13 protein-coding genes are annotated in these 14,472 nt (G+C 63.0%); 9 read left to right on the top strand and 4 right to left on the bottom strand.

The features are described from left to right. Window positions 1-36 precede the first annotated feature (36 nt). Together JOD78_RS06590 and JOD78_RS06585 are read left to right on the top strand one after the other, a co-directional pair. Window positions 37-1,422: a PLP-dependent aminotransferase family protein gene (locus JOD78_RS06590; protein ID WP_209567640.1), complete on the top strand. Its 1,386-nt coding sequence runs from the start codon at window positions 37-39 to the stop codon at window positions 1,420-1,422. Between the two features lie 215 nt (window positions 1,423-1,637). Further along, window positions 1,638-3,248 carry a methyl-accepting chemotaxis protein gene (locus tag JOD78_RS06585; RefSeq protein ID WP_204726672.1) on the top strand — a complete coding sequence of 537 codons (1,611 nt, stop codon included), beginning with the start codon at window positions 1,638-1,640 and terminating at the stop codon, window positions 3,246-3,248. 66 nt (window positions 3,249-3,314) lie between these two features. Here JOD78_RS06585 and JOD78_RS06580 read toward each other — a convergent pair whose 3' ends face one another. Further along, window positions 3,315-4,946: an NAD(P)/FAD-dependent oxidoreductase gene (locus JOD78_RS06580; protein WP_209566906.1), complete on the bottom strand. Its 1,632-nt coding sequence runs from the start codon at window positions 4,944-4,946 to the stop codon at window positions 3,315-3,317. Further along, window positions 4,946-6,457, bottom strand: a complete 1,512-nt coding sequence (locus JOD78_RS06575; protein ID WP_209566904.1) for a polyamine aminopropyltransferase — start codon at window positions 6,455-6,457, stop codon at window positions 4,946-4,948. Before JOD78_RS06575 ends, JOD78_RS06580 begins: the two co-directional genes overlap by 1 nt. 54 nt (window positions 6,458-6,511) lie before the next feature. Between JOD78_RS06575 and JOD78_RS06570 the strand changes: the two genes are divergently transcribed. The 6 genes from JOD78_RS06570 (at window position 6,512) to JOD78_RS06545 (ending at window position 11,195) form a co-directional block, all read left to right on the top strand. After that, a complete protein-coding gene (locus JOD78_RS06570; RefSeq protein WP_039785084.1) occupies window positions 6,512-6,898 on the top strand; it encodes a DUF350 domain-containing protein in 387 nt (128 codons plus the stop codon). Window positions 6,899-6,937: 39 nt separating this feature from the next. Continuing rightward, on the top strand, window positions 6,938-7,975 hold the full coding sequence (locus tag JOD78_RS06565) for an SPFH domain-containing protein (protein WP_204726669.1): 1,038 nt from the start codon (window positions 6,938-6,940) through the stop codon (window positions 7,973-7,975). Window positions 7,976-8,052: 77 nt separating this feature from the next. Continuing rightward, window positions 8,053-9,498 (top strand): DUF4178 domain-containing protein, encoded by a 1,446-nt coding sequence (locus tag JOD78_RS06560; protein WP_209566902.1) that lies wholly within the window; start codon window positions 8,053-8,055, stop codon window positions 9,496-9,498. Next, complete coding sequence (locus tag JOD78_RS06555; RefSeq protein ID WP_157845714.1) at window positions 9,498-9,659, top strand: hypothetical protein; 162 nt, start codon at window positions 9,498-9,500, stop codon at window positions 9,657-9,659. The genes JOD78_RS06560 and JOD78_RS06555 overlap by 1 nt, the downstream gene beginning before the upstream one ends. Beyond that, window positions 9,656-10,042 carry an adenosylmethionine decarboxylase gene (gene speD, locus JOD78_RS06550; protein ID WP_121041987.1) on the top strand — a complete coding sequence of 129 codons (387 nt, stop codon included), beginning with the start codon at window positions 9,656-9,658 and terminating at the stop codon, window positions 10,040-10,042. Before JOD78_RS06555 ends, speD begins: the two co-directional genes overlap by 4 nt. 151 nt (window positions 10,043-10,193) lie before the next feature. Beyond that, window positions 10,194-11,195 carry a hypothetical protein gene (locus JOD78_RS06545; protein WP_245201988.1) on the top strand — a complete coding sequence of 334 codons (1,002 nt, stop codon included), beginning with the start codon at window positions 10,194-10,196 and terminating at the stop codon, window positions 11,193-11,195. A gap of 11 nt (window positions 11,196-11,206) precedes the next feature. Here JOD78_RS06545 and JOD78_RS06540 read toward each other — a convergent pair whose 3' ends face one another. After that, entirely contained in the window at window positions 11,207-12,115 is a 909-nt protein-coding gene (locus JOD78_RS06540; RefSeq protein WP_209566900.1) for a LysR family transcriptional regulator, read from the bottom strand. A 252-nt stretch (window positions 12,116-12,367) separates the two neighbouring features. Between JOD78_RS06540 and aceB the strand changes: the two genes are divergently transcribed. Then, window positions 12,368-13,954 carry a malate synthase A gene (gene aceB, locus JOD78_RS06535; protein WP_204726666.1) on the top strand — a complete coding sequence of 529 codons (1,587 nt, stop codon included), beginning with the start codon at window positions 12,368-12,370 and terminating at the stop codon, window positions 13,952-13,954. Window positions 13,955-14,105: 151 nt separating this feature from the next. On the opposite strand, the gene JOD78_RS06530 is transcribed toward aceB, so the two are convergent. Then, window positions 14,106-14,312 (bottom strand): cold-shock protein, encoded by a 207-nt coding sequence (locus tag JOD78_RS06530; RefSeq protein ID WP_006464465.1) that lies wholly within the window; start codon window positions 14,310-14,312, stop codon window positions 14,106-14,108. Window positions 14,313-14,472 lie beyond the last annotated feature (160 nt).

Below are 14,472 nucleotides of genomic sequence, written 5' to 3'. Positions count from 1 at the left end.
TACCTGCCTGCTTTTTGGAGAGTCTTATCCGTGACCATCCCCCAGACACTCACCCAGACCCTGGTGAAACTGATCCGTCGCCAGATCGCCGAGGGTGCGCATGCTCCCGGCAGCCGCCTGCCGTCGATCCGCGAGCTGGCCGCCCGGCATGGCTGTGCCAAGAACACCATCGTCAACGTGTTCGAGGAATTGACGGCGCAGGGCGTGGTCGAGCCCCGGCGCGGCTCCGGCTTCTTCGTCTGCGCCACGCCGCCGCGCCCGAAGGAAGAAGAGGAGGGCAGCCTGAGCCGCGCCATGGACGTGGTCTGGCTCATGCGTGAGCAGTTGAAGCACGACCCCGGCCATCTGCGCCTGGGCGATGGCTTCCCGCCGGTGGAATGGCTGCACGATGTGCGGCTGGACAAATTCCACCAGAAGGTGGTGCGCACCGGCATGGGTGCGCTGTTCGGCTACGGCAGCCGCTTCGGTTACCTGCCGCTGCGCCAGCACCTGGTGCAGAAGCTGGCCCAGCATGGCATCGAGGCTGCCACCAGCCAGATCGTGCTGACTCACGGGGCCAACCAGGCGCTCGATATCGTGATCCGCAATTTCATCCGCCCCGGCGATCGCGTGCTGGTCGATGAACCGGGCTACTACATGTTGTACGGCAAACTCAAGCTGTCCGGTGCGCGCATCGTCGGCATCCCGCGCCATGCGGACGGGCCGGATATCGAGGTCCTGGAACGCGAATTGAAGCTGCCCGGCAAGCCGCCGCTGTTCTTCACTCAGTCGCTGGCGCACAATCCCACGGCCTCGGACACCTCTCCGCACAAGGCGCACAAGATCCTGCAACTGGCCGATCGCCACGATGCCCTGATCGTGGAGAACGATGCCTTCGCCGACTTCAAGCCGGCTACCGCGCCGCGTATCGCCACGCTGGACCAGTTGCGCCGCACGCTCTACATCGGCAGCTTTTCCAAGTCGGTGTCCGCCGCGCTGCGCGTGGGCTTCATTGCCTGCCACCGTGATCTGGCCAGTGACCTGGCCGACATCAAGATGCTGGTCCACATGAGCAGTTCGGAATACTGCGAACGCACGCTGGACGTGATCTTGTCCGATGGCCACTTCAGCCGCCACACGGCGCGCCTGCGCGAGCGTCTGGCGCACGCCACCGACGCCGCCTGCCACCAGCTGCAGCAACTGGGGGCAGAGTTGTTCTGCGCGCCACAGCAATCCATGTACCTGTGGGCGAGATTTCCCGCTTTTACGGATGCCCGGCCACTGGCGCAGGCCTTGATGGCGCATCACGTGGTGCTGGCTCCGGGCAGCATCTTCCATGTCGACCCGGAACACAGCGTGCCGTGGTCCCGCTTCAATGTCGGACAGCTGTCGGACCCGCGATTTGCCGCCGCCATGGCAGCTTTGCTGAATCAGCAGGCCTGAATTCCCGCATGTTGAGGTAATGGAAGCGGGGTTTCCGTGCAGGTACGAAGAGAGCCGCCATTGCCCATCTGTTCCGGGCTTATTTGTCTTGTTCCACTTGCCCTCGCGTGCCATAGTGCTGGACGACGGCAGTCGGGGACTGCCGTGGTGACAACAATAATCAAGATGACATTGCGAAGTCCTCGCCCGGAGGCTTCGCTAGGGACGGAAAAGACATGAATATCCTTGGCAACATGAATATCGGCAAGCGCCTGACCTTGGGCTTTGCCGTGATCCTCGCGTTTTCCGCCATCGTGGCGGGTATCAGCCTGTGGCGGCTGGAGCAGGTGTCGGCGGCCACGCGCGAGATGATGAACGATCCGCTCAAGACCGAACGCCTCATGGGCGACTGGTATACCAACCTGACCGCCGGCATTCGCCGCACCCTGGCCATCGCCAAGAGCAGTGATCCGTCGCTGGCAGCGTATTTCGCGGAGGAAGCGGCGGCCTCCACCAAGAGTTCCTCGGAGTACCAGAAGCAAGTCGAGGGCTTGCTGGTTACCCCCGAAGAAAAGGCGCTGTTCCAGAAGATCGGCGAGCAGCGCAAGGTGTACCTGTCGTCGCGTGACCAGATCGTCAAACTGAAGGCGGCAGGCAACGTGGAAGAGGCCATGCGCCTGCTGGACACCGTCTTCGTGCCCGCCGCCGCGACCTATCAGAAACTGATGCGCGAGATGGTCGACATCCAGCGCAAGGATATCGACGATACCGCCAAGGAAATCGACAACATCGCTGCCCAGAGCCGGATCCTGATCGTGGTGCTGGAGGGCCTGATCCTGTTGCTGGGCATCGTGCTGGCGCGCACCCTGACGCTGGGCATCACCAAGCCGCTGCAGACGGCGGTGGTGGTGTCGCGCAAGGTGGCCGAGGGCGACCTGGCGACCCAGGTGCAGGTGACCTCGCGCGACGAGACCGGCCAGCTGCTTCAATCGCTCAAGGACATGAATGACAGCCTGCGCGGCATCGTCGCCAATGTGCGCACCGGCACCGATACCATCAGCACGGCCTCGGCCGAGATCGCGGCCGGCAACCTCGACCTGTCCGGGCGCACCGAACAGCAGGCCAGTTCGCTGGAAGAAACCGCCTCTGCCATGGAAGAACTGATTTCCACCGTGCGCCAGAACGCCGACAATGCGCGCCAGGCCAGCCAGCTGGCGCAATCGGCCTCCAGCGTGGCCGAGCAGGGCGGCGGCGTGGTCAGTCAGGTGGTCGATACCATGGGGGCCATCAATGCCTCCTCGCGCAAGATCGTGGACATCATCAGCGTGATCGACGGCATCGCCTTCCAGACCAATATCCTGGCACTCAACGCTGCCGTGGAAGCGGCGCGCGCCGGGGAACAGGGACGCGGCTTTGCGGTGGTGGCTTCCGAAGTGCGCTCGCTGGCCCAGCGTTCGGCCTCGGCGGCCAAGGAGATCAAGGAACTGATCAACGATTCAGTGGAGAAGGTCGGCGACGGCAGCCGCCTGGTCGAGCAGGCCGGCGTCACCATGCAGGAAGTGGTCAGCAGCGTGCGCCACGTGACCGACATCGTGGCCGAGATCAGCGCCGCCAGCGCCGAGCAGACCAGTGGCATCGAGCAGATCAACCTGGCCATCACGCAGATGGACCAGGTAACCCAGCAGAATGCAGCGCTGGTCGAGCAGGCTGCGGCCGCAGCGGCCTCGATGCAGAACCAGGCGGGACGGTTGGCGCAGATGGTCAGCGTGTTCCGGATCAATGAGGGCGAGACGCTGGTGCGGCGCGAGATCGACGTCACGCCGGCCGGCCCGACGCTGCCGCACTGAGTGGCTGCGGACCCATGACAAACGGCCCCTCGCGGGCCGTTTGTCATTCCAGCGACGGCAGCAGCGTCAGGTCTTCAGCGCTTTGAGCGCGGCCTGATAGCCCCACCAGCTGGCTTCTTCAAACAGCGAAAAACCGGACAGGTCGGCATGCGCGAAGAGGATCTTGCCGTCTGCCTGCTGCAATTTTTTCAGTCCCGCATTGCTGCGGAAACCGGGCGTGGGGATCGCCATCGCATGTGCCCGCAGCGTGATATCCACGCGCTCCACCGCAGCACCGAATTGCCAGCCATATGCCTGCTGCAAGTCTTCCATGGCCAGTGCCAGCAACTGGGCCGGCGTGGCCTGGTCCATCCAGCGCCGGGCCTGATCCGGGGCCAGATGCGTCAGCGCCACATAGGAGGTGAACACCGTCTGTTGCGGCGGATGGACGCGGATATCCTGATGGGTCGAAACGACATATCCCAGGCCCGGTTCACGCTGGACCACGTTATCCCAGGACAGCGGTGCCTCGGGTTTTTCCTTGGGGAAGCGCTTGAGCAGGAAGTTGGCCACCAGCCACGGCGCGCGGGCCGGCAGGTGCTGCGCGGGATCGAAGCCCAGCGTGGCCATGGCCGGTGTGATGCGCGCCGCGACGAACAGCGGCATGGCGCAGACGGCCTTGCGCGCGCGCAGCAGGAAGCTGGTGGCCTGGCCATCGCGCAGGACCATGCAAAGCGCTTCGATTCCACGCGAAGTTTCTTGCAGCTGCAGCACCGTGCCGGGGCGGCGGCGCGGGCCGATGCGGCGCGCCAGTCCCTCGGCCAGCGGCTGCAAGCCCCCCGGCCAGGTCAGCCAGGCGCCGTCGGCGGCATTGGCCGCCTGGCCGCTGCGGCTGCAGAAATAATGCAGGCCGGCCCAGGCCGAGACCTGGTCGTAGCGTGCGCCGTAGTCGTCACGGCAACCGTAGTTGGCCAGCCAGTGCAGGGCAGGGGAGCGATAGCCTTCCTGCTCCAGCCATTGCCGCATGGTGATGCGGTCCAGCGCCAGCCAGCGCGGGTCGTCCGAGGCCTGCGCGGACGGCAGCATGAACGCGCGCCGGCCCCGGGCATCGCGGCTGGCGCGCAGGCTGTCCATGCTGCGATTGAAACGATCCAGCTCTTCCTGTTCGCCCGGCTGCAAGGGCGGCAGCAGGCCTTCGTACCAGTGCCCCTCGACCAGCAGCCGTTCATCCGGTGCGTGCAGCAGATAGCGTTCGTCGTAATAGGGGCGCTCGGCCTGGGCGTCGCGCAGGATCACGCCCAGGTCGGCGAGAATTTCGCGCACGTGCAGGCATTCCTGCGAGGGCAGCGGCAGATAGTGGGCCCCGGTCGGGCAGGCGTATTCACCGGCCTGGCCGTAGCGTGCTCCGGCGGCATTACCGTCGGCTTCCGGGCCGTCGATCACGAGAAAATCCTGATGGCCCGAGCGTTCCAGCTTCCAGGCTGCGGTCAGGCCGGCCACTCCCGAGCCGAGGATGGCGATGTCGGTCTCGATGATCTCCGAAGGGACCGGCAGGCGGCCGGGATGCCTGGCCAGATCGCGCAGGAAGTGGCCTTCCGCGCGGCCCGGTGTGCGAATGCCGGGATCGACTTCCCGCCATTTCTGCAGGACGCCGCCCGCGCCCAGCGTGGCCGCGCCCGCCGCAACGGCTGCGCCCAGGACGAAGCTGCGCCGCTGCATCAGCGCACCACCTGATGCCAGTCCTGCTCGAAGTAGCGCACCAGCGACTGGTTGTTGAGCCGGTTGGGCTCGACCTCCACACGCGGCATGTCGGGCGGGAAGCGGAACATCTCGGCCGTGGTGGCCCCGTTGAGATAGCGCATCGGCTGCGCATAGGTGGTGGGTGGAACGTAATCTCGCTGCGGCGAGGCCAGGATGAAGCCCCATTCACCGAAGGATGGTACGTAGAGGTGATAGGGATAGGTCTTCCATTGCGCCTCGCGCAGCGTGGCGTCGATGGACCAGTAGGCATGCGGGGCGAAATAGGGCGAAGTCGCCTGCACCACGATCAGGCCATTGGCCGAGATGTGCTTCCTGAGCACGCCGTAGAACGGCACCGAGAACAGCTTGCCCAGCGCAAAGCTGGAAGGATCGGGGAAGTCGACGATGGCCAGGTCGAAAGTCTGCGTACTGTTCTGCAACCACACGGCGGCATCGGCATTGATGACCTTCACGCGAGGATCGGACAATGCGCCCTTGTTCAGCGCCACCAGTTCCGGACGTTGCCGGAAGGCTTGCGTCATCGCCGGATCGAGATCCACCAGCGTCACCTCGCGGATACCGGGATGGCGCAGGATTTCGCGCAGGGCCAGTCCGTCGCCTCCGCCCAGCACCAGCACTGACCGCGCCCAGGGCAGGGTGGCCAGGGCCGGATGCACCAGGGCTTCGTGATAGCGGTATTCGTCACGTGAAGAAAACTGCAGATTGCCATTGATGTAGAGCCGCAGATCATCCTTCCAGCGGGTGATCACCAGGCGCTGGTAGGGGGTGCTGGTGGAATAGATGACTTCATCGCCGTACATGCCATGTTCGCCCCATTGCACCAGCCGGTCCGAGGCGGCAAAGCCGGTTCCCAGCAGGAACAGCACCAGGCAGGCCCGCAGCAACTGCCGCTGTGCCTGCTTCAGTTCGGCGCGGAAGACGTAGATGGTCCACAAGCCCACGGCCACATTGCTCATCCCGAACAGGAAGCCGGTGCGCGTGAGGCCCAGATGCGGCGCCAGTACCAGCGGAAACAGCAGCGACACGGCCAGTGCACCCAGATAGTCGAAGGTCAGCACCGTGCTCACCAGTTCGCGGAAGGCGGTCTGGCGGGCATTGAGGGCGCGCATGACCAGCGGCACTTCCATGCCCACCAGTGCGCCGATCAGGAACACCACGCTGTAGAGCAGGATGCGAAAAGGCGCTGCCGACCACGAGAAGGAGAGAAACAGCAGCGCCGCCGAGAGGCCGCCGATCAGTCCCACCATGATCTCGATGTCCACGAAGCGCGCCAGCACGTCTTCATCCTTGACGTATTTGGAGGCATGCGCGCCCACCCCCATGGCAAACAGATAGCAGCCGATGATGGTGGAGAACTGCAGCACCGAGTCCCCCAGCAGGTAGCTCGACAGTGCGCCTGCAATCAGTTCGTAGGCGAGGCCGCACGAGGCGACCACGAAAATCGACAACACCAGTATTCTGTTGATCATGAATTTTTTTATGGCTTAATATGCAGGTCTTGATGCCACCACGCGAGAATCGTTTTGCCTGCCATCCTCAACTACGCGCTTCATCTCTTGCTGGCCGCTATTCTATTGGCGGTCTTTTTCAAGGTATATACCTGGGTCACTCCTTATGATGAAGTCTTGTTGATCCGACAAGGCAACCGTGCTGCGGCGATGTCGCTGGGAGGTGCCATGGGCGGCTTCTCGCTCACCATCGCCTCCTCCATCTTGCATACCAACGATTACCAGCAATTCTTTGCCTGGGCAGCCGGTGCGCTGGTGGTGCAACTGCTGGCTTATCTGGTGACCACGCGCGGACTGCGCATTTCACGCGAACATATCGAAACCGACAATGTCGCCTTCGGTGGCCTGATGGGCACGATCTCACTGTGCATCGGGGCCATCAATGCGGCCTGCATTTCCTGACCTCTTCGTTGTTCATCCTTCATCCCCCCGGAGTACCGCATGAATCTCGGATCATTCATCAAGAAGCAATTCATCGATGTCCTGCAATGGAATGAGGACCAGGAAGGCGTGCTGGCCTGGCGCTATCCGATGCAGGATTTTGAAATCCAGAATGGCGCCACCCTGACGGTGCGCGAATCGCAGCTCGCTGTCTTCGTCAACGAAGGGCAGGTGGCCGATATCTTCACCCCCGGCAATTACACGCTCACCACCCGCACCCTGCCGGTGCTGACCAACCTGAAGAATTGGGACAAGCTGTTCGAGTCGCCCTTCAAGTCGGATGTCTATTTCTTCAGTACCCGCCTGCAGACCGGTCGCAAGTGGGGCACGCCGCAGCCGATCACGATCCGCGACAAGGATTTCGACATGATCCGCGTGCGTGCCTTTGGCATGTACTCGTATGCCCTGTCGGATCCGCGCGTGTTCTTCTCGCGCATCAGCGGCACCCGCGAGGTATACACCCGCGAAGACTTTGAAGACCAGCTGCAGGGCATCCTGCTCTCCACGCTGGCCAATTCCCTGGGCAATGCGCAGAGCGCCTTCCTCGACCTGGCGGCCAACCAGACGCTCATGGCCAACACGGTGCGCGACGCCATGGCCCTGAGTTTTGCGCAATACGGCCTGACCTTGGACCAGTTCAATATCGCCAGCTTCAATCTGCCGGATGACCTGCAAGTGGCACTGGACCAGCGCATCGCGGCCGGCATGAAGGGCGGCCTGGATGCCGCCAAGGCCGCCGGTTATGCGCGCGTCCAGGCGGCCGAGGCAATTCCGATTGCGGCCGGCAATGAAGGTGGCCTGGCAGGACTGGGGGCTGGATTGGCCACGGGCGTCTCGATGGGGCAGGTCATGGCCGATGCCCTGGGGACTGGCGCAGCGGGCGCTCAGGGCCACGCCGCCGCCGCTCCTGCGGCCGCCGCCGGCCCGACACCCGCGGAGCGGCTGGGCCAGTTGAAGCAGTTGCTGGATCAAGGCCTGATCAGCGCCGCCGATTACGATGCCGCCAAAGCCGAGATCCTGAAGAAACTGATCGGCTGAAGGTGCGCCTGCATTTTCCCCACATGCTTCCCGCCGGCAGGCGGGCCTGCGCCTGCCGGCGCTTCTCTGGTTGACTCATGCAGACAGCAAGCTGCCCCAATTGCGGGGCACCCACTGAATTCAAGTCGCTGGCCTCGGTCATGGCGGTGTGCAGCTATTGCCGCACCACCGTCTACAAGGACGGCTCGGCTGCCCACACGCTGGGGCAGGTCTCCGACGTGCTCGACGATTATTCGCCCATCCAGATCGGCACCAGCGGATTCATCGAGGGCCAGGCGTTCACCGTGGTCGGACGCATCCAGCTGCAATATGACGGCGGCTTGTGGAACGAATGGGCCCTGCAGGTCGGCGACGGCCAGCAGGAATGGTGGCTCTCGGATGCCTCAGGGCTCTATACCGTGACCCGGCGCACCGCCGCCACGCAAACCTGGCCGCGTTTCGACGAACTCAAGCCGCTGACCCGCGTGGAGATCGGCGGCATCCCCCATGTGGTGGGCGATGTGCGGACCGCCCGTTGTACCGGCGGCCAGGGCGAACTGCCGCTGGGGCTGCGTGACGGATGGCAGGCGCGCGTAGCGGACCTGCATGTGGCGGATCGCTTCGTCACGCTGGATTTCTCCGATGAAGAAGTGCCGGTGCTGTACCAGGGCAAGAGCGTCACGCTGGAATCGCTTAAATGTGAATTCCTGCGCGACGACGATACCGTGCGCGCCGGGAGCTATCGCTATCAGGGCAAGCTGGGGTCGATGACCTGCCCCGCATGCGGCACCGCCATTCGCTTCCTGCCGCGCCAGACCGAACACCTGGTGTGCCAGTCCTGTCACAGCCAGATCGCACTGACCGGCGTCAAGGCCGAGGTGGTGGCCGCACAAGAGAAGATCGCGGCGGCCGCGCTGACGCTGGAACTGGGTACGCAGGCCACCATTGCCGGTGCCAGGTTCGAAGTCATCGGCGCCATGCGGCGCACTGATGATGACGAGCAGTGGACCGAATACCTCCTGCACAACGAACGGCGCGGCTTTCTCTGGCTGGTCGAAGCCGACGAGGGCTGGAGTACCGCGTCGGTGCTCCAGACCTGGCCGGACATGTCGGGTGCGGATGGTGTCGGTGTCACGCAGGGCCGCTTGCGCCTGCCCTTGCAATACGAATTCGAGGCACGGATCACTTATGCGGTCGGTGCCTTCAACTGGAAGGTATCCGTGGACGACGTCACGCGCGTGCTCCAGTACGGCAAAGGCAGCAAGAGCTTGACGCTGGAAGTGACGGCAGAGGAAGCCACCTGGTCCGAAGCCAAGCCGGTCTCGCCCGACCAGCTCAAGGCCTGGCTGGGCAAGGAAGTCGCGTCCCAGACTGCGCGCGCTGCACCGGGCATGTCCTTCATGACCCTGGCGCACGTGATGGCGGTCCTCTTCGTGATCCTGAATTGCATTCCTATCCTTGGCTACGATCATTTCTGGAGTGGCCTCATTACCTTGACCCTGATCTACGCCCCGGCCTACAAGCTCGACGGGAATGATTTCTGATGAAGATCCTCTTCGTGCTCTACGCCTTGTTCATCATCGCGATCTCGACGCTGTACAACTGGGGCTCGACCAGCTTCTCCAGTTCGCGCTCGTCCTCCGGCAGCAGCTGGTCGTCCTCCAGTTCGGGCGGATCCTGGGGCGGCGGAGGCGGGCACAAGTGAGCGCCAACGCCTTCCCCGCCCGTGGTCAGCATCTGCTGGCCGATCTGGATGGCATCGACGCTGCGCGTCTGTGCGATCCCGTGGCGATCGAATCCCTCTTGCGGCAGGCGGCGGCTCATGCCGGGGCGACCGTGCTGCAGGGCCATTTTCATCACTTCGGGCCGCAGCAGGGCGTCACCGGCGTGCTGTTGCTGGCCGAATCCCACCTTTCCATTCATACCTGGCCGGAAGCGCGCTTTGCTGCGCTCGACATTTTCCTGTGCGGCGCATTGCAGGTGGAACAGGCGCTGGAGATCATCGTGGCGGGGCTGCAACCTGAACAGCTGCATCGCCAGCTGATCGAGCGTCAGGTACGCCTGCTGCCGATGGCGACGTGCGCCTGACATATCACGGGTATTGATCAGGGTTGCAGTAGTCGCGCTGCAAACCAGGCTGGGCGCGGTTCCGGCGATGATCGACAAGGCCGGAATTTCGTTGGTCAGACCATTTTCTTTGTCTTAAGATGCGCGCTTTTCTTTCTGCCAAGCGTGAATCATGTGGACTGTCACTTGCCCGTCCTGCGAGAAGTTCGTCGAATTCCACAGCCTGGCCTCGACCATGGCGGTGTGCGCGTACTGCCGCGCCGTCGTCGACAGGCGCAATCAGAAGACCCGTGGCGTCTCCAGGATGCCGGCCCTGGCAAAGGGCGCCGGTCCGCTGCCGATCGGCCGAACGGGCTGCTTCGAAGGGCGCGCCTTCAGCATCGTGGGGCAACGCCAGTGGCGAACTGGCGCGCGTGTCTGGAACCAGTGGTGGCTGAAGATGCAGGGCGACTCGCTGGAATGGCGCTTGCTGGAAGCCGGGGGACGCTACGCCATCGTCTCCCGGGTCGAGCTTGAGCAAGCCTTGCCGAGATTCGATCAACTCAAGCCACGCATGCGCGTGAAGTTATTCGACCGAAGCTGGGTGGTCAGTGCGGTGCGCGATGTTGCTTGCAGCGGTGGCGAGGGCGAATGGGCCATGACCCGGTCTGCTCGGCAGCGCGCGCGCATGGTCGATCTGGAGGCGGGCGATGGCGTCCTGATGCTGGACTATTCGCTCGGCGATACGCCCGTGCTTTATCTGGGAAAGCGGATGGCGCTGGAGGCGCTGATCAGTCTGCCTGAACCCGCCGCACAACAGGAACCCGTTCCCTCGCACGGTGTGGCCACACATCCGTCGAGCGAGGACATCGAATTGAGTCCGATGGGATCGGCGCATACGTCGGTGGTGTGCTACCTGGTAATGACCCTGAGCTTTTACTGGGCCAGCGATTTCATCTGGAGCATGCGCCAGACCTGGGTATTCCTGCTGACCTTGGCCGCGGTGTATCTGCCTGCGCGCTTGCTGAAGGCGATGGGAGAAAAAGGGCAGGCCCAATCCGTGCTGCGAGGCTACGCGATCTATGCGGTCATCGTCACGTGCGTGGCCCTCGTCCATCAAATGATTCAGGCAGAGGAAGAGGACTACTCAGTCTCCTCAGGCAGTAGCTGGGGCGGCAGCGCGGGACACAAGTGAGCCGTCAGGGATCAGAGACGCTGCTTCCAGTAGTCCGGCTGCGCATAGGCGTGCCGCAGAAAATCCACGAAGGCGCGAATGCGCAGCGGCAGGTGCCGACGCTGCGCAAACACCGCGTAGATGGAGGGGGCCGGGGCGGCGAATTTGTCCAGCACGGTCACCAGTTCGCCGGCCTCGATCGCCGCACCCACCTCCCACATCGAACGCCAGGCCAGGCCGCGTCCGGCCAGCGCCCAGTTGTGCAGCACCTCCCCGTCATTGCAGACCATGTTGCCCCCCACCTTGTAGACGCTCACCTTGCCGGATTGCTTGAGCGTCCAGCCGCGCTGGCTACCTTCGCTGCTCATGGCCAGGCAGTTGTGGCGCATCAGCTCATCAGGGCTGGCCGGCGTGCCGTGACGGCGCAGGTAGGAGGGCGCAGCGACGATCACCCGATGGTTCTCGGCCAGCTTCACGCTCACCAGGTTGGAGTCGGTCAGGGTGGCGATGCGGATGGCGACGTCGATGCCTTCCCCGATGACGTCGGCGATGCGGTCGTTCAGGTTGAGCGTGAGGGTGACATCGCGGTGCTCGGCCAGGAAGGAGGGGACCAGCGGTGCCACGTGCTGGCGGCCGAATCCGGCCGGGGCCGAGATCAGCAGTTGCCCGCTGGCGCGCGCGCTGCGTTCGGACACCGCCGATTCGGCATCTTCCAGGTCGGCCAGGATACGCTGGCAGTCTTCCAGGAAGGCCGCGCCTTCGTTGGTCAGCACGATCTTGCGCGTGGTCCGCTGCAGCAGTTTCACGCCCAGGCGCTCCTCCAGCGCATCCAGCCGCCGGCCTATCATGGCCGGGGCGATGCCCTCGGCGCGGGCGGCCGCCGACAGGCTGCCCCGGGCGGCCACCTCGGCAAAGGTCGAAATCTGCTTGAACTGGTCCATGCCTGCACTCTCCAAACGCCTGAAAACAGGCGGCAAAGCCGCGCCGGAACTGGTGCGGCGGGTTGCAGCCATTATCGGCTCACTTGTGACTAAAACGCAAAGATAAATTGATAAAAGCTTTCACTCATATCGATTTGGTTTAAATATACTGCGTACATAAAGTGTCTGATGCGATGCAAAAAGCTGCACGGTCTCAGGCACAATCATGAAAACAAGATCACCCAGTCCATTTTTCTTTTTGAGGAGTCCAGCATGACGCAACTGAAGCTGCCCACCGGCATGGAAATCTCCGGCGAGATCAAGCCGGGTTACGAGAACGTCCTGACCTTTGAAGCCCTGTCGCTGGTCGCCAAGCTCTCGCGCGCCTTCGAAGGCCGTCGCCAGGAGCTGCTGGCCGCCCGTGCCGAGCGCGTCAAGCGCCTGGACGCCGGCGAGCGCCCCGACTTCCTGAAGGAAACCGAATCCATCCGCACCGGCGACTGGAAGATCGCCCCCATCCCCGAAGCCCTGAAGTGCCGCCGTGTGGAAATCACCGGCCCGGTCGAACGCAAGATGGTCATCAACGCCTTCAACTCGGGCGCCGACAGCTACATGACCGACTTCGAGGATTCCAACTCCCCGGTGTGGGACAACCAGATCAGCGGCCAGATCAACCTGTACGACGCGATCCGCCGCACCATTTCGCTGGAATCGAACGGCAAGAGCTACAAGCTCAACGACAAGATCGCCACCCTGGTGGTGCGTCCGCGCGGCTGGCACCTGGATGAAAAGCACGTCACCCTGGACGGCAAGCGCATTTCCGGCGGCATCTTCGACTTCGCCCTGTTCCTGTTCCACAACGCCAAGGAGCAGCTGGCACGCGGCGCCGGTCCGTACTTCTACCTGCCCAAGATGGAATCGCACCTGGAAGCGCGTCTGTGGAACGACATCTTCGTGATGGCCCAGAATGAAATCGGCCTGCCGCAAGGCACCATCAAGGCCACCGTGCTGATCGAGACCATCACTGCCGCCTTCGAGATGGAAGAAATCCTGTACGAGCTGCGCGAGCACAGCGCGGGCCTGAACGCCGGCCGTTGGGACTACATCTTCTCCTGCATCAAGAAGTTCAAGAACGACAAGGACTTCTGCCTGGCCGATCGCGCCAAGGTCACCATGACTTCGCCCTTCATGCGCGCCTACGCCCTGCTGCTGCTGAAGACCTGCCACAAGCGCGGTGCCCCGGCCATCGGCGGCATGAGCGCGCTGATCCCGATCAAGAACGATCCGGAAAAGAACGCCATCGCCATGCAAGGCATCATCAACGACAAGCGCCGCGACGCCACCGACGGTTACGACGGCGGCTGGGTGGCGCACCCGGGCCTGGTCGAAGCTTCCATGAAGGAATTCGTGGCCGTGCTGGGCGACAAGCCCAACCAGTTCGAAAAACAGCGTCCGGACGTCGAGGTCAAGGCGGCCGACCTGCTGAACTTCCAGCCCGAAACCCCGATCACCGAAGCCGGCCTGCGCTACAACATCAACGTCGGCATCCACTACCTGGGTGCCTGGCTGGCCGGCAACGGTTGCGTGCCCATCCACAACCTGATGGAAGATGCGGCCACCGCCGAAATCAGCCGTGCCCAGGTGTGGCAGTGGATCCGCAGCGCCAAGGGCAACCTGGAAGACGGCCGCAAGGTCACCGCCGACATGGTGCGCGCGATGATTCCGGAAGAGCTGGCCAAGGTGAAGCAAGTGGCAGGCGATGGCCCGACCTACGACCGCGCGGCCAAGATCTTTGAAGAAATGTCCACTTCCGAGACCTTCGCCGAGTTCCTGACGCTGCCGCTGTACGAAGAAATCTGATTCAGATCCGCCTCAGCGCAAATGAAAATCCCCGCCACTCGCAAGAGGGCGGGGATTTTTTTGATGCCCATCACTTCACTTTGCGAAAGTACGAAAGCGAAGGACGAAAAAAATCCCCGACGAGTCGGGGATTTTTTTTCAGCTTGAAAGCTTAAGCAGCCGGAACGATGTTCGAAGCTTGCTTGCCCTTCGGGCCGGTGGTCACTTCGAAGGAAACGCGTTGGTTTTCCTTCAGGGACTTGAAGCCATTCGACTGAATAGCCGAGAAGTGAGCGAACAGATCTTCGCCACCTTCATCGGGAGTGATGAAACCAAAACCCTTTGCATCGTTGAACCACTTGACGGTACCAGTTGCCATTACGGACTCCTAAATTTAATTGATTGGGGCTTGCGCCCGGCTCTTTATCGTTACTCGGGAGGAATGACAGCGAAGAACCGCACTACCAGCTCGAATCCTAACGACGCGACGATTATACTCATTAAATCGAGAATGCAAGCCATTTTCGGTACGAAACTTC

It is taken from the genome of Herbaspirillum sp. 1130, assembly GCF_017833835.1.
Classification (GTDB): Bacteria; Pseudomonadota; Gammaproteobacteria; order Burkholderiales; family Burkholderiaceae_D; genus Herbaspirillum; species Herbaspirillum huttiense.
Note: the sequence above shows the minus strand (reverse complement) of the source record. Positions and strands in the feature narration are given on the sequence as shown.